This window comes from Massilia suwonensis (assembly GCF_042655665.1).
Lineage (GTDB): Bacteria > Pseudomonadota > Gammaproteobacteria > Burkholderiales > Burkholderiaceae_D > Telluria > Telluria suwonensis.
The window spans coordinates 1-24,403 of the sequence record NZ_JBHSMR010000012.1; the positions used below are offsets into that span (position 1 = coordinate 1).

Sequence of the window (24,403 nt, forward strand, 5' to 3'; positions counted from 1 at the left end):
CATCGCGGCCTCCCTATTCGTGACCTGTTAGACAGCGACAGGTCGTCGAGATCGCAAACTCAGGCGGAATTTTTCAACACAATAGGCCGATTGCAGACGTTCGAAACGGCTCAGTGTACGCCCTTGTTGCCCCGACGAAAAAAATAGGTTTTGTTAGGCGCTCTAATGGTCGAACGGCGAGTCATTAGCGGACGCTACAATAAGTCCGTTGTCGACCAGAAGCGGTCCGTGAGACGGTGCTTTATTCGCGCTTGCCCCAACATGAATCGACGACCACTACTACATGAATGGGCATCAAATCTTTTCCGTCCTGGGAGGCAAAATGTTGGACAGCATCTGCCGATTCATCTCAAGCGTTCGTCAATCCCGGAAACGACGAGCAAACATACGCAATGGCCAGGTTCGAAAACGGGACACTGTATTACGTCAACGGCGTGCCCTGAAGCGCCAACGCTTATTGTCTTTTGAAGGCCTTGTTTTCCATGTAGAAGGATACATTCGAACGCAGCTCGTACATGACATTCCCCTGGAGGTACAGGCCTGTGGGATTGACGACGAACGCACGATAGGTACCTTCATCCATGATGCATGAGCGATCGCCATTCGCATAGGTAATGCACCACTGCGCCAGGCCATCCACAACCGAATGCTCGACCCCTGTACCGGTTACCGACCAGGTATGCGAGGGAAGACTTGTCGTCACCTTGTCGACTCTGGCAGCAACTGCGGCAGAGCCCCCGATAAAAACGATACTGGAATCCACACTGCCTTCATAGACTGCAGTCGCGCTGGCCGATTGCGTCCAGGTCCCGAGAACGGCTCCAGAACAATCCGGGTTCACATGATAATCAGTCTTGTACGTTATCGAGATTGAGTCGGTCGTACCTGGCGCGTGCGAGATGCTTGCGTAATCGATCGCATGGAAATGGCATGAGGTCGCCCAGTTGCCAAGGTACGCGGCGAGTGGCGCGACTGGCGCCGTCGATACTGGGGCCGTGCTTGTGCCGCTTTCTCCCTCACCGCCTCCGCAAGAAGAAAGAACAGGCAAAACGGCTGCGATGAGGAGTAGACGCTTCATGTTCTTCCAGTTGTACAGGGTCAAGGCACGCTGATTTGGCTGAGCATTATAGGCCGTTGAATGAAAAATGCTGTTGGACCCTGGCGGTTTGCCAGCGATTCAAAAAAAAATTTCTCGTGACTGTCACTACGCGCGCGTGTCATCCGTCCTGGAGGAGATAGGGCACTCCTGCCCGTCGCATCTTGAAAGGATCGAACATCATGAATCGCGCGAACTGGTTCGCTGTCTCCCCCGAGGGCGCAAAGGCAATCGGCGTCCTGCATCACTATGTCGTGAACGACACGAAGCTGCCCAGCACCCTCATCCATCTCGTCTTCCTGCGCGTATCGCAGATCAACGGGTGCGCGCACTGCATCGACATTCACACCCGCGACCTGATCAAGGAGGGAGTGTCGGTCGACAAGGCCGTGCTGGTGCCGGTCTGGCACGAAGCTCAACACCTTTTCACTGAACCAGAACGTGCCGCGTTGGCATGGTCGGAGGAAGTCACGCGCGTAAGCGAAACGCATGCCTCCGACGACGCCTATGCAGCCGCGCTGGCCGTGTTCGGCGAGAAGGACCTGGTGGACCTGACCTTGACCATTGCGGCCATGAACGCGATCAACCGGCTCGGCGTCAGCTTCCGCCTGAAGCCGCGCGCAAGGAGCTGAATTACCAAACTACCAGGGTCAGGTCTGGCATCAGGACACGAACTCTTCCTTAGCTCCTGCATTACGGCCAACATGGACAAATCTACGGTTGAGGCCGTGCCTGGATGCCAGACCCGCTGAAGCCTCTCGATATTGACCTGGAATTGCGTAGGACATTCATCCTGCCGCATTTAATTTTACAACCATTTTATAGTTGTCATTGACTGTCATTCCACTTATATATCTTCTCAGGCTTTAGAATCCCACTTTCAGATATAATCAGCAATTGAAATACAAGATTTCAAATAACGTTTCCCATTAGAATTTGTCTCTTCGTTTACGCTGCAGTGCGAACTCCAGGTTCGACGGGCAGCCCGGCGCAGGAAGTTCTAGGCACGGCATTTCCCAAAGGTCCACGTGCTTATGCTCGGTATAGACGCCCACTCCTTTATCATCATTTCTGCGGCATTCGGCCTGCTCTGCGCATTTCTGTTTTTTGCCGTTCGCGTAGGATTTCCGAAAAATATCGGCGGTCTGGCCCAATGGGGATGGGGATGCCTGCTCATGGTTGTCGGTGCCGTCGGTTTTACGACGCGCGGCCAGTTGCCGGTTCTTTTTTCCAGCTATCTGCCGAATCTCTTCATTCCAGCCGGCGTCATCTTCATGCATTACAGCTTGAGCCTGTTCGGCGGGCTCGCGTCGAGTAAAAGGCTCCTCGCGCTGCTCTGCATCGCCGCGCTCGGGCTTGCCTGGGTTACCTTCGTCGTCGATGACTACCGTGGCCGGGTAATCATTGTCAGCGGCCTGCTTACCGTATGTTTTGCCGCATGCGGCATGACGATCTACAGGTACCGTGTCAGACGCTTCCCTGAGTGGTTCACATGTTCGATATACGCAGCGACCGCTTGCGTGATGGGAACGCGCTTTCTTTCGGTGCTGCTGTACGACGGCACGTTAACTCTGGAAAATGACACTTCTGCAATCCATGACATCTATTTCACGTCGTTCCCATTTTCGCTGGTAGCGATGAGCCTCGGTTTTTTGATGATGGCGAATCGAGAACTTCAAAGCCGTCTTGAATCACAGGCCCTGCATGATCCTATGTCCGGTGCATACAGGCGGGACGCTTTGCTGGAAATGCTTCAGAGAGAAATCGCCGCGTCTCGCCGACATGGCAGGCCGATGTCGATATTAATGATGGACCTGGATAACTTTAAAGCGATCAATGACACGCACGGTCACCTCGTGGGGGATAAGGTCATCGTGCATTTTGCAGCCGAGGCCACTCAGCTGTTGCGTACACAGGACGTCATTGGACGCTTTGGCGGGGAAGAATTCGTCGTTCTTCTTCCGCAAACCGACCTCCATGCCGCACTTGCAACTGCCGAGCGCATTTGTAGCCGAATCGCCAAGTCCAATCCGACAGAACTACCGTTCTACACCGTGAGTATCGGTGCCGCCTCTCTCGACAGGAGTGATCTCGATACGCTTTCGCTGCTCGACGCTGCGGACAAGGCACTCTACGCTGCGAAACGAGCAGGGAAAAACCGCGTCGTCGCTGCATAGCTCGACGGGAACCTACGGAAGCGGCCGATTCTCCGTACTATCGATCCACTGTCTGGATCGCCTTCGGCTCCCGGCAGCACGCCTTGCAGAAGCGATGATTCCTCCGGTGCGCCGCAATCAGCAGCACGCTGCTGAGCACCGCCAGCCCCGTCTCTGCGCCCTGCCCGAAGGCCGGGCCGACGAACAGTACCGCCACCAGGAAAGCACCCAGGCCCGCCAGGCCGAGCAGCAGCGGCGCCGGATCGCGGTGCGCCAGCCAGCCGGGAACCAGCGCCAGCAGCACCGGCACGGTCACGCCCAGCAGCAGCGCGTCGTGCAGGCCGTGGTGCTCGCTGCCGAGTCCCAGCAAGGGGAACACGGCCAGCAGCAGCGGCATCGCGAGGCAGTGCACCAGGCACAGCGCCGAGGCGGCAATGCCCGCGTAGTCGGCGTAGCTGATCAGCTTTTTCATCAGAAGACGAAGCGCACGCCCGCGGTCAGGTTACGGCCCGGCAGGGGCGCGGCGGCCTTGATGAAGGAGGTGTGGCTGAAGGCCAGTTCGTCGAGCGCGTTGTTGATGCGCGCGTAAAGCTGGGCCGGCACGCCGCCGATGCGGGTCGTGTAGTGGGTGCCGATGTTGAGCAGGTTATAGCCGCTCGTTGGGCTTTCGAAGTCCGCGACCCGGTCCTGCGTGCCGACCCGCGACAGTTCGACCATGCCGTGCCAGGCCTGCCAGTCCGCGTTCAGGCGCACGCCGATGCGGTGCGCGGGGATGCGCGGGATGTTGCGGTTACCCTCATTGTCAACTGCGTCGTCGAAGCGGGCGCGCACGACATCGCCGAACAGGGTGGCGTCGAAGTTCGGCGAGAGCTTGTGTCTCACTTCGCCTTCCAGGCCGGTGAAGACGGCGTCGCGCTGGGCGTATTCGACCAGCTGGAAGCCTTCGTGATTGTCCAGCGTATGCGCGTAGATGTAGTTGTCGACGCGGTTGTGGAAGGCGCTCAGAGAGAAGGTCGTGGCGCCGGCGAACTTGCGCAGTGTGAGGTCGAGGTTGTTCGAGGTTTCCTTCGTCAGGTCCTGGTTGCCGATCTCCCAGGTGGCGGTGGCCAGGTGCACGCCGCTGGCGTACAGTTCTTCGGCGCCCGGCAGGCGGTGGCTGCGGGCCAGCGAGGCGCGCAGCGAGTACTCGGGAGCGAATTTCCACACCGCGCCGGCGGCGAGCGAGGTGCCGTTCGATTTGCTGTCGCGCTGGGTCGCGCTGTCGACATCGACCTTCTGGCGCTCGTGGCGCAGGCCCGCTTCGAAGCGCCAGTCGCCCAGCTTGTATTCCTCGGCCGCGAACAGCGCGTGCTTCGTGGTGACGGTCGGCGGCACGTAGGCTTCCTCGCCTTCGGTCGAGAAGTCGCGCCGCGTGGTCTGCAGGCCGATCACGCCGCGCCAGCCGCCAACAGGCACGTGTTCGAGTTCGACGCGCGCATCGTGCGCCTTGTTGAAGAAGCTGGTGGCGACGACGCCGTCTTCCAGTTCGTCGTGGCGGTAGTCGGTGAAGGAGGCGCGCAGGCGGGCTTTCGTGAAACCGGCCAGCGGATTGCGGTACTCGCCGCGCACGTCCCAGCGGTCGCTGTCGAGTTTTACGACCGGGACGTCCCCGGCGCCATGTTCGTGCTCGTGGTCGTGGTCTTCGTGATCCTCGTGATCGTCGTGGCCGCCGCAGTGCAGATGGTCGCCATGCGGATGGCAGCTGCCGAATTCGTGGTTGTGGCCGGGGATGCCGTACTCCGTGCGCTCCTTGGTATAGGCCGCGCCCAGGTAGCCGCGTTCGCCGACCCAGGACAGGCCGACCGTGCCGGACTCGCTGTCCTTGAAGCTGCCGGCCACATGACGGCCTTCGCTCCAGCCTTCGCCTACGCGGTAGGCGTTGGCATCGCGCTTCACGCCTTCGACGTGGACGGCGATGTTGCCGGCGCCGCCGGTCACTTCGACCGCGCCCGTCTTTTCGCGCGCGGCCGAATTGGCGCGCAGTTCGGCGCTGCCCTCCACTGCTTTCCCCGGCAGCGCGGTCGGGATCTTGCGGTCGAGGATGTTGACGACGCCGCCCACCGCGCCGCCGCCATAGGCCAGCGCCGACGGCCCGCGCAGCACTTCGATGCGCTCGGCCAGCACCGGCTCGAAGCCGACCGCGTGGTCCGGGCTGATGGTCGAGGCGTCCTGGATTTCCGCGCCGTCCGACAGGATTTTGACGCGCGGGCCGTCCATGCCGCGGATCACCGGACGGCTGGCGCCGGCGCCGAAGTGGCTCGAGGTGATGCCGGGCTGGTTGGCCAGGGTTTCGCCCAGGGTCGATTCGCGGGCGCGCACCAGGGCGCCGCCGCCGAGCGAGGTCACCGGCGTGATCATGTCGTCGCCCACCACGCCGAGCGCGCTGGCCGAGACCACCACCGTCGGGATGCTGTCCGGATCGGCGTGCAGTCGCTCGCTGGTCTGGGCATGGGCGCCGGCGGACGCGCCGAAGGCGAGCAGGATCGCCAGGGCGAGCGGGGTACGGTGGCAGGTGAGGTCGGACATGGACTGCTTCCTTTCAGATGAGTGAGTTTTCGGTAATGATAAGTCATTATCATTAAAAGCTCAACCAGGGGCGTGCGCGCAGCTCAATCGATGCGGCGGAAGAGTCCGGGGTAATGGACGACGAGTCCTTCGTCGTCGACCGTCAGGTCGGCCATGAAGCCGCTGCCGAGGCTTTCGAAGCGGACCAGGCGCGGGGCGATCCGGGTATAGGCCTGGCGCGCCGCCTCGACGGTCAAGGCAGGAAGATGGACCCAGGCGACCGCGATCTCATGGCGCGAAGCGAGCGCGGCGCCCAGGCGCCGGACCGGCAGGGTGTTGGTGAAGCAGCTGGCGGTGAGGTCGATGTCGATACAGCCGGCCAGCGCGGGAACGGATACGCCCTGCCCGTCCTGCCAGCGGCCGGCGCCATCGGCATGCAGTTCGAGGCGCGCGCCGCCGGCCACCTCGACGAGGGCATGACGCACGCGCCAGGCGCTGTCGCAACGGATGGTGTAGAACGCGCCGAAGTCGTCACCGATCACCGCGCCTTGCGCAAACAGGCCGGCGCCATCGCGGCGCAGCGTGAGGTGTTCGATTCCGTTTCCGGCCTCGGGTATCCAGCGGCATGTCTCCATGCGCCGATGATACGCCGACTCGCTTCGATCAGCGCGCCGTCAGGAACAGGACGATGATGACGCCCAGCCCGATCAGCAGCACCTGCGGAATCGATTCTTTTACGGTTGCGCGGCGCTGCATCTGCGGCATCAAATCGCTCACCGCGATGTAAATAAAACCCGAGGAAGCGAACACCAGCACGTAGGGAATCAGGCCGCTGACGCGGTCCAGCGTGTAGTAGCCGAGCAGGCCGCCCGCCACCGACAGCAGGCTGCACAGCAGGTTGAAGACGTAGGCGCGCATGCGCGAGAAGCCGGCGTTCAGGAGGACGATGAAGTCGCCGATCTCGGTCGGGATCTCGTGGGCGACGATGGCCAGCGCCGTGACCAGGCCCAGCTCCGGGTTGGCGAGGAAGGCGGCCGCGATCAGGATCCCGTCCGTAAAATTGTGCATGCCGTCGCCGACCAGGATCATCCAACCCGATTTACCTGCCGCGTGCGCGTCGTGCCCGTGCGCGTGATGGTGGCCGTCGCCCTCGTGGTGGTGCGAGTGGCGCAGCAGCGCCAGCTTCTCGAGCAGGAAGAAGGCGAACAGGCCCGCCAGCAGGGTCGCGAACAGTTTATAGATATCGGTTCCGGACGCGAAGGCTTCGGGCAGCGCGTGCAGGAACGAGGTCGAAAGCATGATGCCGACCGACAGGCTGACCAGCCGCTCCACCATTTTGGAGAGCAGCGTGAACGAAAATACCGCGGCGGCCGAGATGCTGACGACGCCGGCGATCAGGGTCGCCAGCAGGATGGATACGAGAATCGGGTCGATGTGAAGCCTCTTGTTCTGGACTTGCTTATGGCAAGCCGGGCATTGTACCGCTCCCGGCTTGCGAGCGCTTCAAATCACACCACGCCGTGCTTGCGGAACCAGTCCAGCGCACGGCGCCAGCCGTCCTTCGCATCGGCCTCGTTGAAACTCGGACGGTAGTCCGCGTGGAAGGCGTGGCCCGCGTCCGGATAGACCACGAACTCCGACTTGCTGTTGCCCTTGGCGAGTTCCGCCTTCATGCGATTGACCGTATCGAGCGGGATGCCGGTGTCCTTGCCGCCGTACAGGCCGAGCACCGGGGTTTTCAGGTTCTGGGCGATGTCGACCGGGTGCTTGGGCGAGTTGGCCGTCGCGTCGCCCACCAGGCGGCCGTACCAGGCCACGCCGGCTTTCACTTTCGGGTTGTGCGCAGAATACAGCCAGGTGATGCGGCCGCCCCAGCAGAAGCCCGTGATGCCGAGGCGCCCGGTGTCGCCGCCGCGCTGGGCGGCCCAGTTGACGACGGTGTCGAGGTCCGACATGACCTGGGCGTCCGGGGTTTTACCGACGATGTCCTTCATCAGGTCGGCGATGTTGGGCACGCTGCCGGCGTCGCCCGCGCGCACGAACAGGTCGGGCGCGACGGCCATGTAGCCCTGCTTGGCGAAGCGGCGCGCGACATCCTTGATGTGTTCATGGACGCCGAAGATCTCGGAGATGACGAGGATGACGGGCGGGTTGGTCTTGCCCTCGGGCTGGGCGCGGTAGACCGGGACTTCCTGGCCGTTGATGACGATCAGGTGGTCGCCGGTGGACAGGCCGGTGATGTCGGTCTTGACCAGGGTCTGCGCCGCCACCGGCAGGGTCGCGGCGGCGAAACCGCTGCCGACGGCCGCTTTCAGGAACACGCGGCGATCGACGCCCTCTTCAAAGGTGCTGGCGCCCACCAGGCTGTCGCCGTCTTGTACGAGATCCTTCATGTGCATCCCTCCGGTCCTTGGTTGTAAGATTGGCTATCTTACAGCGACACGGAGCGTCGCGCATGTCTTGCGTGCCGCGCCTTCCGTATCGCAGCTTCGCACGACGCTCATACGTTCAAAGGTATGCCATGTTTGAAAACATCAAGCGGTTTTTCGAGGCCGATTCCGGTTCCCAGCCCCCGGCCGACCTGCCCTTCGACTACGACGACCTGGTGCTGCTCGATGCCGAAGACCTGGCCGAAGTCGGGATCCTGGAGGCCTACCAGCAGCTGCATCCGCAGTTGCGCCAGTACGGCGCGGCGGAGATCGACATCGCCGAGGAAGTCGACGAGGACGCGGGGACTTATACGGTGCTCGCCGATGGAATACGTTATCCCATCTATGGCGAAGGCGCGGAAGAAGACGCATGGGTCCTGGCCACGATCGCCTTCTTCGACATCGTCAATGCCGGCCTGGCGGATGCGTCCCACCGCTTCTACGCCCTCTACGGCGGAAACGACCTCGCCGGCATCTTCCTGAGCGACGAGCAGTTCCGGCTGGCGCAGCGATGCTTCAAGCGCGCCATGGACCGCCCCTGGGTGCCGGTCAACCAGCCGCCGCACTACGGCTTCCCGCAGGACGAGGAAGCACCAGCGCCGTGAGCGCCAGCCGCGCCTTTCAGTCGCCGGCCTTGACCGAGCCGAGGCCCTGCACCGACTTGGCGACCGTGCGCGGCTTGCCGTAATAAGTCAGGCTGCCCATGCCCTGGACCTTCACGTCGAGCCGCTCCTTGGCATACACCTTGACGTCGCCGATGCCCTGGAAGCGGATATCGACGTCGTTGGCGACCAGTGCCTTGGTGTCGACTTCGCCCACGCCTTCGGCGCTCATCTTGAAGAGCTTGACCTCGCCGTTGATCGTCATGCTGCCGGCGCCGCGGTAGTTCACGTCGAGGCGTTCGCCGCGCACGTTATTGAGCTTGATTTCGCCCGCGCCTTCGGCATTGAAGGCGCGCAGCTGCGGCATGGCGACGACGATGCGCTGGTCGCCGTTGACGTTGTTGATCTTCTTGTCGCGCATGCGCACGCGCAGCTCGCCGTTCACGACTTCGGTCGTCACTTCATTGAGGAAGGCGTCGCTGCCGCGCACCAGCAGCGACTGTTTTGCGCCGCCCGCGTCGACGGTGACGCTGATCGGGCCCTGCACGCTGATCGAAGTGAAGGGCGCGGCGTTGCGCGCCTGGTCGGCGGCCGAGGCGGCGCCGGCGGCGAGGGAGAGGGCGAGGACAAGAGCAAGACGGCGCATGATGATTTCCCTTTTTGTTAGAAGTGAAATCATTCTAGATTGCCGCCCCGCCCTGCTGGAGGATTTTGCGACGAACTGCACGATTCGCCGGATGCGCTGCGCCGAGCGCATCCGATATCGTCAGGGATCAGGCCTGCGTGCGCAGGTACCCCGCGATCGCCTCGCCCACCTCGGTGGTGCTGGCCGTGCCGCCCATGTCCGGCGTGCGCGGGCCTTCGGTCAGGCACGTCTCCATGGCGCGCACGATGGCGTCGTGGGCCGCGGTGTAGTTCGCATCGCCCTGCCCCAGGAACTCGAACATCATCGCGCCGGACCAGATCATCGCGATCGGGTTGGCGATGTTCCGGCCGTAGATGTCGGGCGCGGAGCCGTGAACCGGTTCGAACAGCGAAGGGAAGGTACGGTCCGGATTCAGGTTGGCCGACGGCGCGATGCCGATCGTGCCGGCGCAGGCCGGGCCCAGGTCGGACAGGATGTCGCCGAACAGGTTCGAGGCGACCACCACGTCGAAGCGTTCCGGCGAGAGCACGAAGCGCGCGGCCAGGATGTCGACGTGGTACTTGTCCCATTTGACGTCGCCGTATTGTTCGCCCATGGCGGCTACGCGCTCGTCCCAGTAGGGCATCGAGATCGCGATGCCGTTCGACTTGGTCGCGGCGGTGAGGTGCTTTTTAGGGCGGCGCTGGGCCAGGTCGAAGGCATATTTCAGGATGCGGTCGGTGCCGTGGCGCGTGAACACGGCTTCCTGCAGCACCAGTTCGCGCTCGGTGCCTTCGAACATGCGCCCGCCGACCGAGGAGTACTCGCCTTCGGTGTTTTCGCGCACCACATAGAAATCGATGTCGCCCGGCTTCTTGTTCGCCAGCGGGCAGGGCACGCCCGGCATCAGGCGTACCGGACGCAGGTTCACGTACTGGTCGAACTCGCGCCGGAACTTCAGCAGCGAACCCCACAGCGAGATGTGGTCGGGCACCTTGTCGGGCCAGCCGACGGCGCCGAAGTAGATCGCTTCGAAGCCGGATAGCTGCTCTTTCCAGTCATCCGGCATCATCTTGCCGTGCTGGAGGTAGTAGTCGCAGTCGGCCCATTCGAAGTTCGTGAATTCGAGCCCGATGCCGAAGCGCTTGGCGGTGGCTTCCAGGGCGCGCAGGCCTTCGGGCATCACTTCCTTGCCGATGCCGTCGCCGGCGATCACGGCGATCTTGTGGGTTTTCATGTCTCTCTCCTGAAGGATGGTAGCGAATGGACATCAGGATAACGCATTACAGGATGTATATAATCCGTGCCAGTGTGAATCCAAAGGACACGATTCGTGAACAATCTGCAGAACGAAGACTTGCACGTCTTCGCCACCGTGGTGCGCAAGGGCAGCTTCGCGGCGGCGGCCGAGGAGCTCGGCATGTCGCCGGCCTATGTGAGCAAGCGCGTCGGCGTCCTCGAGGGCATCCTCGGCGTGCGCCTGTTCCAGCGCACCACGCGCCGCGTCGTCGTCACGCTCGAGGGCGAACAGGTCTACGCGCGCGCCCAGGCCATCCTGGCGCAGCTGGACGACCTGGTCGACGAGCTCGCCGAGGGACGACGCGAACCGAGCGGCCAGCTGCGCATCTGCAGCAGCTTCGGCTTCGGACGCAAGCTGGTGGCACCGGCGATCGCGCAGCTCGCCGCGACCTACCCCGGCCTGCAGATCCGCTTCGAAGTCTTCGACCGCCTGGTCGACATCGTGGCCGAAGGCTTCGATCTCGACGTGCGCGTGGGCGACGAGATCCCGCCGCAGCTGATCGCACGGCGCCTGCGCCCGAACGGCCGCATCCTGTGCGCCTCCCCCGCCTACCTGGCGCGCCACGGCGTCCCAAAAAACCTGCAGGACCTGGCCGGCCACCAGTGCCTGCCGATCAAGGAGCGCGACCATCCCTTCGGCGTCTGGCGCCTGCGCGGCAGGAACGGAGAAGAAACGGTGAAAGTGTCGGGCGCGCTCTCGACCAACCACGGCGAGATCGCGCTGCGCTGGGCGCTCGACGGCGCCGGCATCGTGCTGCGCTCGCGCTGGGATGCGCAGCCCTACCTCGATGCGGGCCAGCTGGTCGTGGTGCTGCCGGAGTACACGCAGGAGGCGAACGTGTGGGCGGTGTATCCGCAGCGCCTGGCGGGATCGGCCAGGCTGCGCGTGTGCGTGGAGTTTCTGGAGGCGCAGCTGGCCATGCCGCGCACGGACGCAGGCTGAAGCTTCGGGCGCATAACAAAACTGTCGCGGCAAGACGTAGCGCCGCATTGGAGGACCGCGAAGACAGCACGAGAGTACGGCGAGCACCGAGTCTGTGCCTTCGATCTCAAGGTGCGGTACGGATGCCCACATGGCTCATGGAATCGCGAAGCAGTTCCTTGCGCCCCTCGCGAGGCCATCCTGCGAACTTCGATTTGAGCACCCCATCCTCAAAGAAATAGAAAGTAGGAGTTTGCCATTCGTCAATCATTTTCCACTCACTCGTAAGATAAGCTTGGGAGATTGGTGCGTCCAGGTAACGGCGATTCCAGTCATGGAATGGAACGAGACTTTCATTCCGCTGCTGTGGAGAAATCCACTTCATTCTGCCCGCCAATGCTTTTTTCAAGACCGGGTCACCCATTATGTCTTCGACAGCATACTGCGTAAAATGACATTGTGGATTTCCAACAGCGACAACAAACCCACCTTCTGGAAGTCGAAATTCAATACGTTTGAGATGACCTCCCGCCAACACCAGCTCGGTCGGCTCCGTTGACGAATTCGCGGTTGACCCATACATTTCAAGGGTCGCATCGCGAATTACTGTGTGGTGTAAGTTCCGCCACGCACCAGCAGACTTATAGTCCCGGGCGGCAATCAGGGACGAGTAAACTTTCTCGATTTGTGAATCGTCTAAAGAGCCTTTTCTCGCCAATTCGGTTGCAATCGCCAGCATGTCGTTAGCATGCATTACGCTCGACGAATAAAAAGCTGCCTCATCCGCCGCGTTAAATAAGAGAAGCAGTTCACTGTGCGTTAGCTTTGGCAACGCCCCAGGCAGGTCAGCCCGCGCACGAAGAACCGTATATGCTGCCGATACGCCTGCGATCAACTGTTCATCTGACAAAGATTGGCGAACGAGATTTTTTGTTATTATGGAAAAGCGCTGATACTCTGACTTTATTTCGACTGCCGAAACGGCAGCGCTGCACACAATGAAAAAGAAAGCGCATAAGACATGAAACGCAAGCTGAATTTTTCGCTTAAATTTCTCGTTAGCATACACTTTTTATTCTTCAAGGAACAAGGCGCTTGACCAGGGGCCAACCGCGTTACTAAAGTAAAACGGAAGTTACCATTCCTTTCTCACTCCTACTGTAACTTCCGTGATAGAACGCTTAGCCGCAGCGCAGCGCCCTTGGGAAAGAATTAACAGCTACTCATGCAAATATCTCCGTAGGATCTAGTACAAGTCGCTTTGGCCTTGCAAGCGTAGTCCGGATAATCCCTGTACATGCCAGGGCCAGTGTCGCGATACCCATGATTGAAAAATCCATCGCTGTAGTGGACTTTGCACCCCTAATCAATGGAGTTAAGCTCTGTGCCCCAAACAATGACAGTACATGGTATATCTGGGTCACAGTCAACTCGGCACGCAGGTCCTCATACCGGAAACTGGTGAGACCGTTTTCATTAAAAGCTAGACTGTTGATAAAACGTTCCCGTCCCCAGCCTGAGAGGTGTTTCAAGGGACTTGAGTGGAACTGCGGCGAGGCTAAGTAAGAACGAAGTTCAGCGTCTGATTTGATCGGCGCGACAAGGAAATCGAGTTGCCTGCGCATCGACTGCTGGCGGTCGTGTTTGTTTGTTATAACGTGAGACTGTTCTCGCGCAATAGCTGGCGCGAGGATGATATTTGTAAACACCATAAGTACCGCCAAAAATTTTTCATGTAACCGCCCTCAAATTTAGTTATATGTTTCTTGAACGTCAGTACCGCTGTGTTGCACTTCAATTTCATGGCGCACGACTAACAATTAGGCTCTTAAACCGCCCGACATGAAACAAGGACAGTATAGAGCCTTCCAGAGTCTGAAAAAGCTCGAATTGTAACTACTGAGAATCTTTTCCTGTCGCCCAACAGGTTAGCGTGACATCGAGCAGTTACATTAAATCCGCAACGAACCCGTACGCCATCCTGGATCGGCACGACCGAAACCTTGCGTGATCAACACTAAGCGGCCTTAAGGATTGCCGGCAGCAACGTGGAATTCCTGATTCATCCGAAGCGCTAAGTCATCGAGCGTACCCATGCTTGGACTGAACGCCGGCGTCGCACGGTAATACATCACGACCGCAAACTCGATATCTCCGCTGATTAGGCGCAGCTAGCAGAGGCGCGCATGCTACCAATAGACCCGCTTATCGAGTCTGATTTATCTACGTCCTCTTGGTATCCCGTGCGCGGCCAATTCGCCGCCGGTTCTATAGTGCTGTTTTTAGCCGTCCTTTCGGTGAAGGGGGCCGCACATGGTCTCGAGTCAAACCGGATTCATTTTTGCCACCGGCATAGAAAACAGCATTCCGACCATCGGCGGAGGCCGCATCCGCATGGACGAGATGGACAAATGCGGCCACTACCGCCACTGGCGGCGCGACTTCGACCTGGTCGAGGAGATCGGCATCCGCTTCCTGCGCTACGGCCCGCCGCTGCACACCACCCTGCTCGGCGCGGGGCGCTACGACTGGTCGTTCGCCGACGAAGTCTTCCCCGACCTGCACCGGCGTAATCTGGTCGCCATCGTCGACCTCTGCCATTTCGGCCTGCCCGATTTCCTCGGCGATTTCCAGAACCCGGATTTTCCTGCCCTCTTCGCCGACTATGCGCGCGCCTTCGCCGAACGCTTTCCCTGGATCCAGCTCTACACCCCGGTCAACGAGATGTCGATCTGCGCGCTGTTTTCCGCCCTCTACGGCTGGTGGAACGAGCAGCTGCACGACGACCGCGCCTTCGTCACGGCTTTGAAACACATCGTGAAAGCCAACCTGCTCGCCATGCGCGCGATCCTGCAGGTGCGTCCGGATGCGCTGTTCATCCAGAGCGAATCGAGCGAGTATTTCCACGCCCAGAACCCGAAGGCGATCGGCCCGGCGGAGACGATGAACGCGCGCCGCTTCCTGTCGCTCGACCTGAACTACGGCCGCCGCGTCGACTCCACCATGTACGAGTACCTGCTCGACAACGGCATGACGCGCGACGAATACCACTTCTTCCTGAATAACAACCTCAAGCATCACTGCATGATGGGGAACGATTACTACCAGACCAACGAGCACCACGTGGCCGCCGACGGCACGACCAAGGCGTCGGGCGAGATCTTCGGCTACGCGGTCATCACGCACCAGTACTACAACCGCTACCGCCTGCCCGTGATGCACACCGAGACGAACCTGTGCCAGGGGCCGTGTGGCGACGAGGCGGTGCGCTGGCTGCGCAAGGAATGGGCCAACGTCCTCCGCGTGCGGAACAACGGCGTGCCCATCGTCGGCTTCACCTGGTATTCGCTGACCGACCAGGTGGACTGGGACACGGGCCTGCGCGAAAACAACGGCCGCGTCAACGCGCTGGGCCTGGCCGACCTCGATCGCAATCTGCGTCCGGTCGGACAGGCCTACCGCGAACTGATCCGCGACTGGACCGAAGTCCTGCCGACCCAGAGCGTCTGCCTGCAGGTGCCGATCGCGCTGAGCCAGGACTATCCTGGCATCGACGCGCCGGTGCCGCCACCCGCACAGGATTCGAGCGCCGCGACCGGCGCCCCCAGGAACACGGATTGAGGAGAGGACCCATGCGCTTCAGCGACAAAGTCGTCATCGTCACCGGCGCCGCCAGCGGCATCGGCCTGGCGGCAAGCCTGCGTTTTGGCGCCGAGGGCGCGCACGTGGTGCTGGTGGACCGCGATGCGGATGCCTTGCCGGCGGCATCCGGCAAGGTCGACGAACAGGGACCGGGCGAGACGATGCAGGTGGAGTGCGACGTCAGCGCCGAACAGAATGTCGCGCATGCGGTCGAGCAGGTGATGGCGCGCTTCGGCCGGCTCGACGCAGTCGTCAACAACGCCGGCCTGATGGTCTTCAAGCCGATCGAGGAACTGACCGGCAGCGACTGGATCCACGTGCTGCAGGTGGACCTGCTCGGCGCCTTCTTCTTCACCAAGCAGGCCTTCCTGCACATGCGGCCCGGTGGCGCGATCGTCAACGTGTCCAGCGTCCATGCGCTGGAAACGGAGCCGAACGTGGCGCCCTACGCGGCGGCCAAGGCGGCGCTGCTGTCGCTGACCCGCTCGGCCGCGCTCGAGGGCAGGCCCAAGGGCATCCGGGTCAACGCCCTGCTCCCCGGCGCCATCGACACGCCGATGTTGTGGACCAACCCGCAGGTCAAGTCCGGCGTCGAACACCTCGATCCGGCCGACGTCGGCAAGCCCGAGGACGTCGCCGCCGCCATCGCCTTTCTCGCCTCCAGCGAAGCGGCTTTCATACAGGGCGCTTCGCTGCTGGTGGACGGCGGGCGCCTTTGTCAGCTCTAGGTTTTACTTCACGCGGTACATCGCACAGAGCTTGTTGCCGTCCGGGTCGCGCACATAGGCCAGGTGCATGGCGCCCATGGCGCCTTCGCGCAGGCCGGGCGGCTCTTCGATCGAGGTGCCGCCGTGGGCGACGGCGACGTCGTGGAACTCCTTCACCTGCTCGGGCGAGCTGCACTTGAAGCCGATGGTGCCGCCGTTGGCGCAGGTCGCGGCTTCGCCGTTGATCGGCTGCGTGATGCCGAGGGCGGCGCCGTCGTGGCGGTAGAACAGGCGATTGTGGCCGCTGGGCGCCTGGCCGCGATAGGCTTCGCCCGCGCCGAGCACGCCGAGGACGGCGTCGTAGAAGCGCTTGGAACGTTCGAGGTCGTTCGAACCGATGAGGACGTGACTGAACATGGATGGTCTCCTTGGTTTTCTTGAGCTGCCGAGTGTACCATCGAGCTGAGCCACGACCAGGAGCCATGCATGCGTGAATTCAGGGAGTACACCATCCTCGCCAACGGCATCCGCCAGCACGTGCTGGAGGCAGGCAGCGGTCCGGCGGTCCTGCTGTGCCATGCACAACGTGTCGGGGCACCTGGGTACGACCATCGTTCCGGGCGCCGGGCACTGGGTGCAGCAGGAGGCGCCGGAGGCGGTGAACCGGGTGCTGATCGATTTCCTGGAGCGCGTCCGGCGCTAGGCTCAATGCCAGTCAGTTAGCCGTTATGCACCGTAGGGGTCATGGTGGCCAATGGCCGCCATGACGGTTTCACCGGGCTCTCCGAATTGAAACTGCCATTGAGGCCACTGGCCTCAATGGCCCTACGCGGGATACGTGCCGGCTCTTATACCGTGAACGATGATCTTGAAGGCACGTATCCCGCGTGGGCACAGGTGCCCACCCTACGTTATTTAGACGCCGGCGGCCTTGTCGTGTGCGCAGGCTAGCATTGCGGCCGAGACAACGCATTCGCCCTGCGTCTGCAACGCCTCACCCGCACCGCGCACATCGCGCAGCTCCTTGTTCTGGCTGAGCTTCGACTTGCCCACCAGGCGCGTGATCTCGATCTCCAGGCCGACGATCTTTTCCAGCAGCCCGTCGATGAATTCCGGCGCGCTATCGCCCATCTTCCACGGCACCGGCTGCGCCGCTTCATGCGTGCGCGTCAGGCGCGCCACCAGGCCGCGTACGAAGCGTTCGTCGTCGCGCACCGTGACGCGGCCGTGCGCATGGGCGACCATGTAGTTCCAGGTCGGCACCTGCATGTGCGCTTCGTGCTTGGACGGATACCAGTTCGGCGAAACATACGCGTCGCCGGCGCGGAAGATGACCAGCACCTCGGCGCCGCCGGCCAGCTCGCGCCAGACAGGATTGGCGCGCGCCACGTGGGCGCGCAGCGTGCCGAGCGGGCCATCGGGCGCGAGCTCGAACGGAATGTGATTCGCATCCAGTCCGTCCGCGCCGTGCGTGACAAGGGTTCCGAAAGGGTGTTGGCGAATCAGCTCGTGCAGCACCTCGGTGCGCGATTCGTCGAAATGGGGTGGAACATACATCATGCGCTCCTCTGACGGGAATTCAGGCCTTTCGCCCTATTCTAGTCGAGCTGCGGCGCATCCGTGGGCAAGTGCCCGGTCTTGAGATAAAACGTCGCGCCCCGCGGCCCGGCAGCGAGCCCGGAACACGCATCGGCCGGAAGGCGCAGCCATGCGCCCCGTCCGCAGTCCTGGCCGTCGAACACGAGTTCGCCTTCCAGCACCAGCAGTTCCGCGCCGGCGGGGGCTTGCGGAAACAACACGGCATGCGGCGGCACCTGCTGCAGGCAGACCTGCTCGTGCGCGCTCGAGAACAGCGGGCAGACGGCGCGCTCGCCCTGGCGCTGCCAGCGGGCCGGATCGCGCGTATCGATGCGCACGGGCTGCGTCTCGCCTGCCGCCATCTGGCGCAGCTTCACGAAGATCAGGGCGCCCGGCCGGCTCGACGGCCGGTGCGAAGAATCCGGCGGATTGCGCAGGTACCAGCCTTCCGGGAAATCGGCGTTCTCGTCCGAGAAGGTGCCCGACAAGACCAGGATCTCCTCGCCATCCGGATGCGCGTGGCGCGGAAAAATCGACTCCGGCGCATAGCGCACGATGCTGGTGGCGCGCGCCTGCTCGGCGCCGATCCGGTCGAGCATGACGCGCTCGACGCCGGGCTGGGGCGAGGCCACCCACGCGTACTGGTGCGGGACGACCACGACCGGGCGCGAGAAGTCTGCGTTGATCAGCAAGCTGCTTCTCCGGGTATGGAAGGCTTGTAAACTCAGGCGAACTTGGTGGCCGGCGCAACGCGCTTGGCGGTGACCTTCACGACGGCCATCTTGCCGCTGTCGCTCGACACCAGCGAGTCCGCGCGTACCTGGGCTTTATAGCTTTCGGCGCTGGCGTAGGTGGTGCCGACGACGGCCAGGGCGGCGACCAGGAACAGCGTTTCCATGTGTTTGAGGACGTTCATTTCAGGCTCCCTTCGGTTGGCTTGTTGGCCCTTTGCTTCAGTGCGTTCGGGCTTTCGATGGGAGTAGATTAGCAAGCGATCCCACGCATCTCCATCGGTGTGCGACGAAGTGCAAAAAACGCGTGATGAAGCGCGCGAGACGGCGATGCGCGTACGCTCAAGACCGTGCGGATGCGCGCGCACTGTCGAGATACTGCCGGTAGAAATCGATGAAGCTGCGCACCTTGGCCGGCACCTGTTTCGCGGCCGGATACACGGCATACACGCCCCCTGCCGGCAGCGTCCACTCGGGCAGGACACGCACCAGGCGCCCCGTGTCGATGCCCAGCTGCGCATTGAACTGGTCGAGCACGCTCATCCCCGCGCCCTGCTCGAGCAGGCTGCGCAGCACGGTCGGCGAATCGACGCGCAGGCGCGAGTCGACGTGGACCGTTGCCGCCTGCCCGTCCCTTGCCGAGAACTTCCAGGTCAGCGGCGTGCGCAGCAGGGATAGCGCGACCCACTCGTGCGCTTCCAGCTCGTGCGGCGCCGCCGGCGTCCCGGCGCGGCGCAGGTAGGCGGGCGATGCGACCACGACCTGTTCGAACTGGCCGAGCTTGACCGCCCGGTGCGAGGAATCGCGCAGCCAGCCGAGGCGGATCGTGAGGTCGATGCCTTCGCCGACCAGGTCGACCACGCGGTCGCTCGTGCGCAGGTCGATGGCGAGGTGCGGATGCTGCCGCGCGAAGCCGGCCAGCGCCGGCGCCAGCGACAGGCTGGCGTGATCGACCGTGGTGCTGATCCGCAGCGTGCCCGCCAGCCGGTCCTTGCCGGAGGTCGCGCGCTCGACCGCTTCGCCGAGTCCCTCCAGCAGCGGCCGGCACTCCTCGTACAGGCTCTGCCCCGCATCGGTCAGCACCACCTTGCGCGTCGTGCGGCTGAACAGGACCACGCCGAGCCGGGTTTCGAGCCGGCCGATCTCGACGCTGACCTTGGCGGTGGCCACGCCGAGCCGGTGCGCCGCGGCGGTGAAGCCGCCCGTCTGCGCAACCGCCTGGAACACCAGTAAATCGTTCAGGTCGATCTTTCCCGGCAATGCCATGGCAGCTCCATTTTTCAGAAAATCATAAAAGTGAATTATGGATTGATCCGTTTTTCTTCTCAATGCCAGGTGTGATGATGCGTCTCATCGGCGAACAAGGTCGCCGGCCACTCATACAGAAAGGGACATCACATGAACATCGCACTCATCGGCGCCAGCGGCTACGTCGGCGCCGCCCTGTTGAAGGAAGCCTCGGCCCGTGGCCACGACATCACGGCGCTCGCTTCGCGTCCGGAACGCATCGCCACCGCGCCGAACATCCACGCGCGGCAAGTGGAGGTGCTCGACCGGGAGCAACTGGCGGCGGCGCTGCGCGGGCACGACGCCGTCATCAGCGCATTCAGCGGCCATGCGCAGGCAGAGGTGCGCGCCTACTATGTGGAGGGAATGGAGTCGATCATCGCGGCGACCAGGCAGGCCGACGTGCCGCGCCTGCTGGTCGTGGGCGGCGCCGGCGGCCTCGAGGTCGCGCCGGGCGTGCAGCTGCTCGATACGCCGGCGTTTCCGGCCGAGTGGAAAGAGACTGCCGAAGGTGCGCGTCAGGCCGTGAACCGGCTACGCGAGGAAACTGAACTGGACTGGACGGTCCTTGCGCCGTCGGCGCATCTGGAACCGGGCGAGCGCACCGGCAGCTTCCGGCTTGGCAAGGACGCCTTGCTGATCGATGCGGCAGGTAACAGCCACATCTCGCTCGAGGACTACGCGGTGGCCATGATCGACGAGCTCGAACGGCCTGCTCATTCGCGTACCCGCTTTACGGTCGGTTACTGACGCAGATTCAGGCGAACTTGGTGGCCGGCGCAACGCGCTTGGCGGTGACTTTGACGACGGCCATCTTGCCGCTGTCGCTCGACACCATCGAGTCGGCGCGCACTTGCGCTTTATAGCTCTCGGCGCTGGCGTAGGTGGTGCCGACGACGGCGAGGGCGGCGACCAGGAACAGCGTTTCCATGTGTTTGAGGACGTTCATTTCAGGCTCCCTTCGGTTGGTTGGTATGCCCTGCGCTTCAGTGCGTTCGGGCTTTCGATGGGAGTAGATTAGCAAGCGGCTTCACGCGACTCCACCGGTGTGCGACGAAGTGCATAAAACCGGTGATGAAGCGCGCAAAACGGCGATATGAGCGATGTTGCGGGGAGCTTGACGGCTGATCAGTGAATGACGGCGTCGCCGTAGGTGCGGCGCAGGCTCGGCTGGCGCAGCACGCGCTGCGCAGTGGCGAAGGGAATGCCCTGTTCGCTCAGCATGCGCGCCGCCACGTACATGCCGCGCGTGCGCAGGACGGCAATCGAGGCGTCGATCAGTTTGGCAGTGTCATAGTCGCGTCGGGGTTTCATGGTGGTCTCCTGTCCGGTATTGCGCGATCCAGACGGTGGCGCCGCCGCAGGCAGCGTCGTCCGCCGCATGCCGTATCACCCGAAAACCCTGCCCTTCCAGCAGGGCGCGGTACTCGTCCGCATCCAGCGACGCGTGATACAGCGCCTCTCCGCCATTATCGCTCCATACTTCCCCATATGCGCTGCCCGACGTGAACATCAAGAGCCCGCCGGGGTTCAGCAGTTGCGCGAAGACCGCGAACATCGCGCGCTGGTCGTCGTAAGGCAGGTGGAACAGGCTGTGCCAGGCGATGACGGCGTCGAAGGTCTGGCCCGGCTGTAGCGCGCGCATGTCGCCGACCAGCAGGCGCGTATCCGGGAAACGTTGGCGCGCGATGGCGATCATGGCGGCGCTGGCGTCGACGCCCGTCACGTCGAACTGGCGCTCGAGCAGGTAGCGCAGGATGGGTTCGCCGGTGCCGCAGCCGAGGTCGAGGATGGCGGCGCCTGGCTTCAGTGCCTGAGTCAGATAGTCCAGGTACGGCTTTTCGATCAGCGTGCGCGTGCGCTTGTCGTCGAACCACGCGGCGATGCGGTCGTAGCTCCCGGCGATGTCATCGGCGTATTTGTTCATGCGTTGTGTCGGCAATGGTGGGCACGGAGCGCCCACCCTACCAGCGAGATGAAATCGTAGGGTGGGCGCCCCGTGCCCACCAAACGCACGCGTCACGTTGGCTCAGTGCGCCGCTTCCCAGTTCGATCCCACACCCGTCTCGGCCACCAGCGGCACCTTCAGCTCGGCCACGCCGGCCATCAGCGCGGGCAGCTTCGTCTTGACCAGTTCCAGCTCGCTTTCCGGCACTTCGAGAACCAGCTCGTCGTGCACCTGCATCACCATGCGCGTGCCCAGCTTCTCGGTCTCGAGCCAATCCTGCACGGCGATCATCGCCAGCTTGATCAGATCGGCCGCGGTGCCCTGCATCGGCGCGTTAATGGCTGCCCGTTCGGCACCGGCGCGGCGCGGGCCGTTCGGCGAGTTGATCTCGGGGAGCCACAAACGGCGCCCGAACACGGTCTCGACATAGCCCTTGGCCTTGGCCGCCAGGCGCGTCTCGTCCATGTACTGCTTCACGCCGGCGAAGCGCGCGAAATAGCGGTCGATGTAGTTGGCGGCGGCGGCGCGTTCGATCTGCAGGTTCTGGGCAAGACCGAAGGCGCTCATGCCGTAGATCAGGCCGAAGTTGATGACCTTGGCGTAGCGGCGCTGCTCGGAATCGACTTCGTCCGGCGCGACGCCGAAGATCTCGGCGGCGGTGGCGCGGTGGATGTCCACGCCTTCGGCGAACGCGCGCAGCATCGCTTCGTCGCCAGAAATATGGGCCATGATGCGCAGCTCGATCTGCGAGTAGTCGGCCGAGACGATGACGCTGCCCGGCGGCGCAACAAAGGCTTCGCGGATGCGGCGCCCTTCTCCGGTGCGCACCGGGATGTTCTGCAGGTTCGGATCGTTCGACGCCAGGCGCCCGGTGATCGCCACGGCCTGCGCATAGTTGGTATGCACGCGGCCCGTGTTCGGGTTGACCATTTTCGGGAGCTTGTCGGTATAGGTCGACTTCAGCTTGGCCAGGCTGCGGTGCTCGAGCAGCACCTTCGGCAGCGGGAAATCTTCGGCCAGCTTCTGCAGCACCTCTTCGTCGGTCGACGGCGCGCCGGTGGCGGTCTTCTTGATGACGGGCAGGCCGAGCTTCACGAAGAAGATCTCGCCGATCTGCTTGGGCGAACCGAGATTGAACGGGCCGCCGGCCATCTCGTAGGCCTGCTGCTCCAGCTCGACCAGGCGCGCGCCCAGTTCGCGCGACTGCGCTTCCAGTTTCGCGGCGTCGATCAGCACGCCGTTGCGCTCGATCTTCTGCAGCACGATCTGGGTCGGCAGCTCGATGTTCTTATAAATGAATTCCAGGCCCTTGTCGGCCAGGACGTGCGGCAGCATGGTCTGGTGCAGGCGTAGGGTGATGTCGGAATCCTCGGCCGCGTATTCGGTGGCGCGGTTCAGCTCGACCTGGTCGAAGCAGATCATGTTGGCGCCCTTGCCGCACACGTCCACAAACGGAATCGTCGTGTAGCCCAGGTGACGCATCGCCATGGTGTCCATGTCGTGCGGCTTGTGCGACTCGAAGACATACGACTGCAGCAGCGTGTCATGCACGATGCCTTTTAACGTGACCCCATGGTTGTTAAAGATGTGCATGTCGTACTTCAGGTTCTGGCCCAGCTTCGGCTTGTCCGGGTTTTCCAGCCAGCCGCGCATGCGTTCCAGCACCTCTTCGCGCGGCAGCTGCTCGGGCACGCCGGCGTAGCGGTGCGCGACCGGGATGTAGGCGCCCTTGCCTGCTTCGGTCGACAGCGAGATGCCGACCATTTGCGCCGTCATCGGGTCGAGCGAAGTCGTCTCGGTGTCGACCGACGTCAGCTCGGCGGCATCGGCCAGGGCCAGCCATTTGTCGAGCTGCTCCCAGCTCGTCACCAGTTCGTATTCGCCCTTGATGATCGGCATGCCCGGCAGCGTGTCCTGGGCGCCTTCCGGCGAATTCAGGACCGGCGCGCCAGGGGCTGGCGGGGCACTTTGCCCCAGTTCGCGCAGCATGGTTTTAAAACCGTAGCGCTGGAAGAAGTCGCGCAGCGCGCTGGTGTCTTCCGGACGCGCGACCAGGGTTTCCTCGATCGAGACCACGTGGTTGACGAGGTCGCAGTCGGTTTTGACGGTGATGAGTTCGCGCCCGCGCGGCAGCCATTCCAGGGCCGAGCGCAGGTTCTCGCCGACCGCGCCGGTGATCGAATGCGCGTTCTCCATCACGCCGTCGAGCGAGCCGTGCAGGGCGAGCCACTTCAGGGCCGTCTTCGGGCCGCACTTGTTCACGCCCGGTACGTTGTCGACCGTGTCGCCGATCAGGGTCAGGTAGTCGATGATGCGGTTCGGCGGCACGCCGAACTTGGTCAATACGCCGGCTTCGTCGAGCTTTTCGTTGCTCATCGTGTTGATGAGCATGACCTTGTCGTTGACCAGTTGCGCGAGGTCCTTGTCGCCGGTCGAGACGATGGTGTTCATGCCCTTGGCGGCGGCCTGCACGGCCAGGGTGCCGATCACGTCGTCCGCCTCTACCCCTTCGACCATCAGGATCGGCCAGCCCATGTGGCGCACCACCTCGTGGATGGGCTCGATCTGCTTGGAGAGATCGGGCGGCATCGAGGCGCGCGTCGCCTTGTACTCGGGGTACATATCGTCGCGGAAGGTTTTACCTTTCGCATCGAAGACGCAGGCGATGTAGGCGGCCGGGTAGTCGGCGCGCAGGCGGCGCAACATGTTGACCATGCCGTGCATCGCGCCAGTCGGGTGGCCGTCGGGGCCGCGCAGGTCGGGCAAGGCGTGGAAGGCGCGATAGAGGTAGCTGGAACCGTCGACGAGCAGAAGGGTATTTTGCATAGGAATGATGG

General features: G+C 62.8%; 27 protein-coding genes. 9 read left to right on the forward strand and 18 right to left on the reverse strand.

The window, feature by feature from the left end; all coding sequences use genetic code 11:
• Positions 1 to 454: 454 nt before the first annotated feature.
• Entirely contained in the window at positions 455 to 1,078 is a 624-nt protein-coding gene (locus ACFPQ5_RS07170; protein WP_379752806.1) for a hypothetical protein, read from the reverse strand.
• A gap of 200 nt (positions 1,079 to 1,278) precedes the next feature.
• Between ACFPQ5_RS07170 and ACFPQ5_RS07175 the strand changes: the two genes are divergently transcribed.
• Positions 1,279 to 1,728, forward strand: coding sequence for a carboxymuconolactone decarboxylase family protein (locus ACFPQ5_RS07175; protein ID WP_379752809.1), 450 nt, complete (start codon positions 1,279 to 1,281; stop codon positions 1,726 to 1,728).
• 402 nt (positions 1,729 to 2,130) lie between these two features.
• Positions 2,131 to 3,273 carry a GGDEF domain-containing protein gene (locus ACFPQ5_RS07180; RefSeq protein ID WP_379752812.1) on the forward strand — a complete coding sequence of 381 codons (1,143 nt, stop codon included), beginning with the start codon at positions 2,131 to 2,133 and terminating at the stop codon, positions 3,271 to 3,273.
• Positions 3,274 to 3,310: 37 nt separating this feature from the next.
• On the opposite strand, the gene ACFPQ5_RS07185 is transcribed toward ACFPQ5_RS07180, so the two are convergent.
• The 4 genes from ACFPQ5_RS07185 to ACFPQ5_RS07200 all read right to left on the reverse strand — a co-directional run bounded on the left by ACFPQ5_RS07185 (position 3,311) and on the right by ACFPQ5_RS07200 (position 7,131).
• Positions 3,311 to 3,724: a MerC domain-containing protein gene (locus ACFPQ5_RS07185; protein ID WP_379752815.1), complete on the reverse strand. Its 414-nt coding sequence runs from the start codon at positions 3,722 to 3,724 to the stop codon at positions 3,311 to 3,313.
• Positions 3,724 to 5,817 carry a TonB-dependent receptor domain-containing protein gene (locus ACFPQ5_RS07190; RefSeq protein ID WP_379752818.1) on the reverse strand — a complete coding sequence of 698 codons (2,094 nt, stop codon included), beginning with the start codon at positions 5,815 to 5,817 and terminating at the stop codon, positions 3,724 to 3,726. The genes ACFPQ5_RS07185 and ACFPQ5_RS07190 overlap by 1 nt, the downstream gene beginning before the upstream one ends.
• 83 nt (positions 5,818 to 5,900) lie before the next feature.
• Positions 5,901 to 6,431, reverse strand: a complete 531-nt coding sequence (locus ACFPQ5_RS07195) for a putative glycolipid-binding domain-containing protein (protein ID WP_379752821.1) — start codon at positions 6,429 to 6,431, stop codon at positions 5,901 to 5,903.
• Between the two features lie 28 nt (positions 6,432 to 6,459).
• A complete protein-coding gene (locus ACFPQ5_RS07200) occupies positions 6,460 to 7,131 on the reverse strand; it encodes a ZIP family metal transporter (protein WP_379752824.1) in 672 nt (223 codons plus the stop codon).
• Here ACFPQ5_RS07200 and ACFPQ5_RS07205 point away from each other — a divergent pair.
• Positions 7,094 to 7,234 (forward strand): hypothetical protein, encoded by a 141-nt coding sequence (locus ACFPQ5_RS07205; RefSeq protein ID WP_379753206.1) that lies wholly within the window; start codon positions 7,094 to 7,096, stop codon positions 7,232 to 7,234. The genes ACFPQ5_RS07200 and ACFPQ5_RS07205 overlap by 38 nt on opposite strands.
• A 70-nt stretch (positions 7,235 to 7,304) precedes the next feature.
• Here ACFPQ5_RS07205 and ACFPQ5_RS07210 read toward each other — a convergent pair whose 3' ends face one another.
• The gene (locus ACFPQ5_RS07210; protein WP_379752827.1) at positions 7,305 to 8,189 is read right to left on the reverse strand and encodes a dienelactone hydrolase family protein; all 885 of its coding nucleotides are present in this window, start codon (positions 8,187 to 8,189) and stop codon (positions 7,305 to 7,307) included.
• 128 nt (positions 8,190 to 8,317) lie between these two features.
• Here ACFPQ5_RS07210 and ACFPQ5_RS07215 point away from each other — a divergent pair, with 128 nt between their 5' ends.
• A complete protein-coding gene (locus ACFPQ5_RS07215; RefSeq protein WP_379752830.1) occupies positions 8,318 to 8,830 on the forward strand; it encodes a hypothetical protein in 513 nt (170 codons plus the stop codon).
• Positions 8,831 to 8,846: 16 nt separating this feature from the next.
• On the opposite strand, the gene ACFPQ5_RS07220 is transcribed toward ACFPQ5_RS07215, so the two are convergent.
• Both ACFPQ5_RS07220 and ACFPQ5_RS07225 read right to left on the reverse strand, forming a co-directional pair.
• Positions 8,847 to 9,473 carry a head GIN domain-containing protein gene (locus tag ACFPQ5_RS07220; protein ID WP_379752833.1) on the reverse strand — a complete coding sequence of 209 codons (627 nt, stop codon included), beginning with the start codon at positions 9,471 to 9,473 and terminating at the stop codon, positions 8,847 to 8,849.
• Positions 9,474 to 9,600: 127 nt separating this feature from the next.
• A complete protein-coding gene (locus ACFPQ5_RS07225) occupies positions 9,601 to 10,689 on the reverse strand; it encodes a tartrate dehydrogenase (protein WP_379752836.1) in 1,089 nt (362 codons plus the stop codon).
• A 96-nt stretch (positions 10,690 to 10,785) separates the two neighbouring features.
• Between ACFPQ5_RS07225 and ACFPQ5_RS07230 the strand changes: the two genes are divergently transcribed.
• The gene (locus ACFPQ5_RS07230; RefSeq protein WP_379752839.1) at positions 10,786 to 11,694 is read left to right on the forward strand and encodes a LysR substrate-binding domain-containing protein; all 909 of its coding nucleotides are present in this window, start codon (positions 10,786 to 10,788) and stop codon (positions 11,692 to 11,694) included.
• A gap of 106 nt (positions 11,695 to 11,800) precedes the next feature.
• On the opposite strand, the gene ACFPQ5_RS07235 is transcribed toward ACFPQ5_RS07230, so the two are convergent.
• Positions 11,801 to 12,742, reverse strand: a complete 942-nt coding sequence (locus tag ACFPQ5_RS07235; RefSeq protein WP_379752842.1) for a hypothetical protein — start codon at positions 12,740 to 12,742, stop codon at positions 11,801 to 11,803.
• A gap of 1,244 nt (positions 12,743 to 13,986) precedes the next feature.
• Here ACFPQ5_RS07235 and ACFPQ5_RS07240 point away from each other — a divergent pair.
• Together ACFPQ5_RS07240 and ACFPQ5_RS07245 are read left to right on the forward strand one after the other, a co-directional pair.
• Positions 13,987 to 15,294: a family 1 glycosylhydrolase gene (locus tag ACFPQ5_RS07240; RefSeq protein ID WP_379752845.1), complete on the forward strand. Its 1,308-nt coding sequence runs from the start codon at positions 13,987 to 13,989 to the stop codon at positions 15,292 to 15,294.
• Between the two features lie 11 nt (positions 15,295 to 15,305).
• Complete coding sequence (locus tag ACFPQ5_RS07245; RefSeq protein WP_379752848.1) at positions 15,306 to 16,043, forward strand: SDR family NAD(P)-dependent oxidoreductase; 738 nt, start codon at positions 15,306 to 15,308, stop codon at positions 16,041 to 16,043.
• A 3-nt stretch (positions 16,044 to 16,046) separates the two neighbouring features.
• On the opposite strand, the gene ACFPQ5_RS07250 is transcribed toward ACFPQ5_RS07245, so the two are convergent.
• Positions 16,047 to 16,439 (reverse strand): VOC family protein, encoded by a 393-nt coding sequence (locus ACFPQ5_RS07250; RefSeq protein ID WP_379752851.1) that lies wholly within the window; start codon positions 16,437 to 16,439, stop codon positions 16,047 to 16,049.
• Positions 16,440 to 16,599: 160 nt separating this feature from the next.
• On the opposite strand from ACFPQ5_RS07250, the gene ACFPQ5_RS07255 reads away from it, so the two are divergent.
• Complete coding sequence (locus ACFPQ5_RS07255; protein WP_379752854.1) at positions 16,600 to 16,725, forward strand: alpha/beta fold hydrolase; 126 nt, start codon at positions 16,600 to 16,602, stop codon at positions 16,723 to 16,725.
• A gap of 212 nt (positions 16,726 to 16,937) precedes the next feature.
• Here the strand turns inward: ACFPQ5_RS07255 and ACFPQ5_RS07260 are convergent, their stop codons facing one another.
• The 4 genes from ACFPQ5_RS07260 to ACFPQ5_RS07275 all read right to left on the reverse strand — a co-directional run bounded on the left by ACFPQ5_RS07260 (position 16,938) and on the right by ACFPQ5_RS07275 (position 19,597).
• Complete coding sequence (locus tag ACFPQ5_RS07260) at positions 16,938 to 17,579, reverse strand: FMN-binding negative transcriptional regulator (protein WP_379753194.1); 642 nt, start codon at positions 17,577 to 17,579, stop codon at positions 16,938 to 16,940.
• Between the two features lie 41 nt (positions 17,580 to 17,620).
• Positions 17,621 to 18,292 (reverse strand): cupin domain-containing protein, encoded by a 672-nt coding sequence (locus ACFPQ5_RS07265; protein WP_379752857.1) that lies wholly within the window; start codon positions 18,290 to 18,292, stop codon positions 17,621 to 17,623.
• A 32-nt stretch (positions 18,293 to 18,324) separates the two neighbouring features.
• A complete protein-coding gene (locus ACFPQ5_RS07270; protein WP_136220643.1) occupies positions 18,325 to 18,516 on the reverse strand; it encodes a hypothetical protein in 192 nt (63 codons plus the stop codon).
• Between the two features lie 157 nt (positions 18,517 to 18,673).
• Complete coding sequence (locus ACFPQ5_RS07275; protein WP_379752861.1) at positions 18,674 to 19,597, reverse strand: LysR family transcriptional regulator; 924 nt, start codon at positions 19,595 to 19,597, stop codon at positions 18,674 to 18,676.
• A gap of 132 nt (positions 19,598 to 19,729) precedes the next feature.
• On the opposite strand from ACFPQ5_RS07275, the gene ACFPQ5_RS07280 reads away from it, so the two are divergent.
• Positions 19,730 to 20,368 (forward strand): NAD(P)-dependent oxidoreductase, encoded by a 639-nt coding sequence (locus ACFPQ5_RS07280; protein WP_379752864.1) that lies wholly within the window; start codon positions 19,730 to 19,732, stop codon positions 20,366 to 20,368.
• A 7-nt stretch (positions 20,369 to 20,375) separates the two neighbouring features.
• On the opposite strand, the gene ACFPQ5_RS07285 is transcribed toward ACFPQ5_RS07280, so the two are convergent.
• The 4 genes from ACFPQ5_RS07285 to polA all read right to left on the reverse strand — a co-directional run bounded on the left by ACFPQ5_RS07285 (position 20,376) and on the right by polA (position 24,392).
• The gene (locus tag ACFPQ5_RS07285) at positions 20,376 to 20,567 is read right to left on the reverse strand and encodes a hypothetical protein (RefSeq protein ID WP_379752867.1); all 192 of its coding nucleotides are present in this window, start codon (positions 20,565 to 20,567) and stop codon (positions 20,376 to 20,378) included.
• Between the two features lie 179 nt (positions 20,568 to 20,746).
• Complete coding sequence (locus ACFPQ5_RS07290; protein ID WP_379752870.1) at positions 20,747 to 20,932, reverse strand: hypothetical protein; 186 nt, start codon at positions 20,930 to 20,932, stop codon at positions 20,747 to 20,749.
• Positions 20,910 to 21,545, reverse strand: a complete 636-nt coding sequence (locus ACFPQ5_RS07295) for a class I SAM-dependent methyltransferase (protein ID WP_379752873.1) — start codon at positions 21,543 to 21,545, stop codon at positions 20,910 to 20,912. The genes ACFPQ5_RS07290 and ACFPQ5_RS07295 overlap by 23 nt, the downstream gene beginning before the upstream one ends.
• Before the next feature lie 102 nt (positions 21,546 to 21,647).
• Positions 21,648 to 24,392 carry a DNA polymerase I gene (gene polA, locus ACFPQ5_RS07300; protein WP_379752876.1) on the reverse strand — a complete coding sequence of 915 codons (2,745 nt, stop codon included), beginning with the start codon at positions 24,390 to 24,392 and terminating at the stop codon, positions 21,648 to 21,650.
• Positions 24,393 to 24,403: the final 11 nt, after the last annotated feature.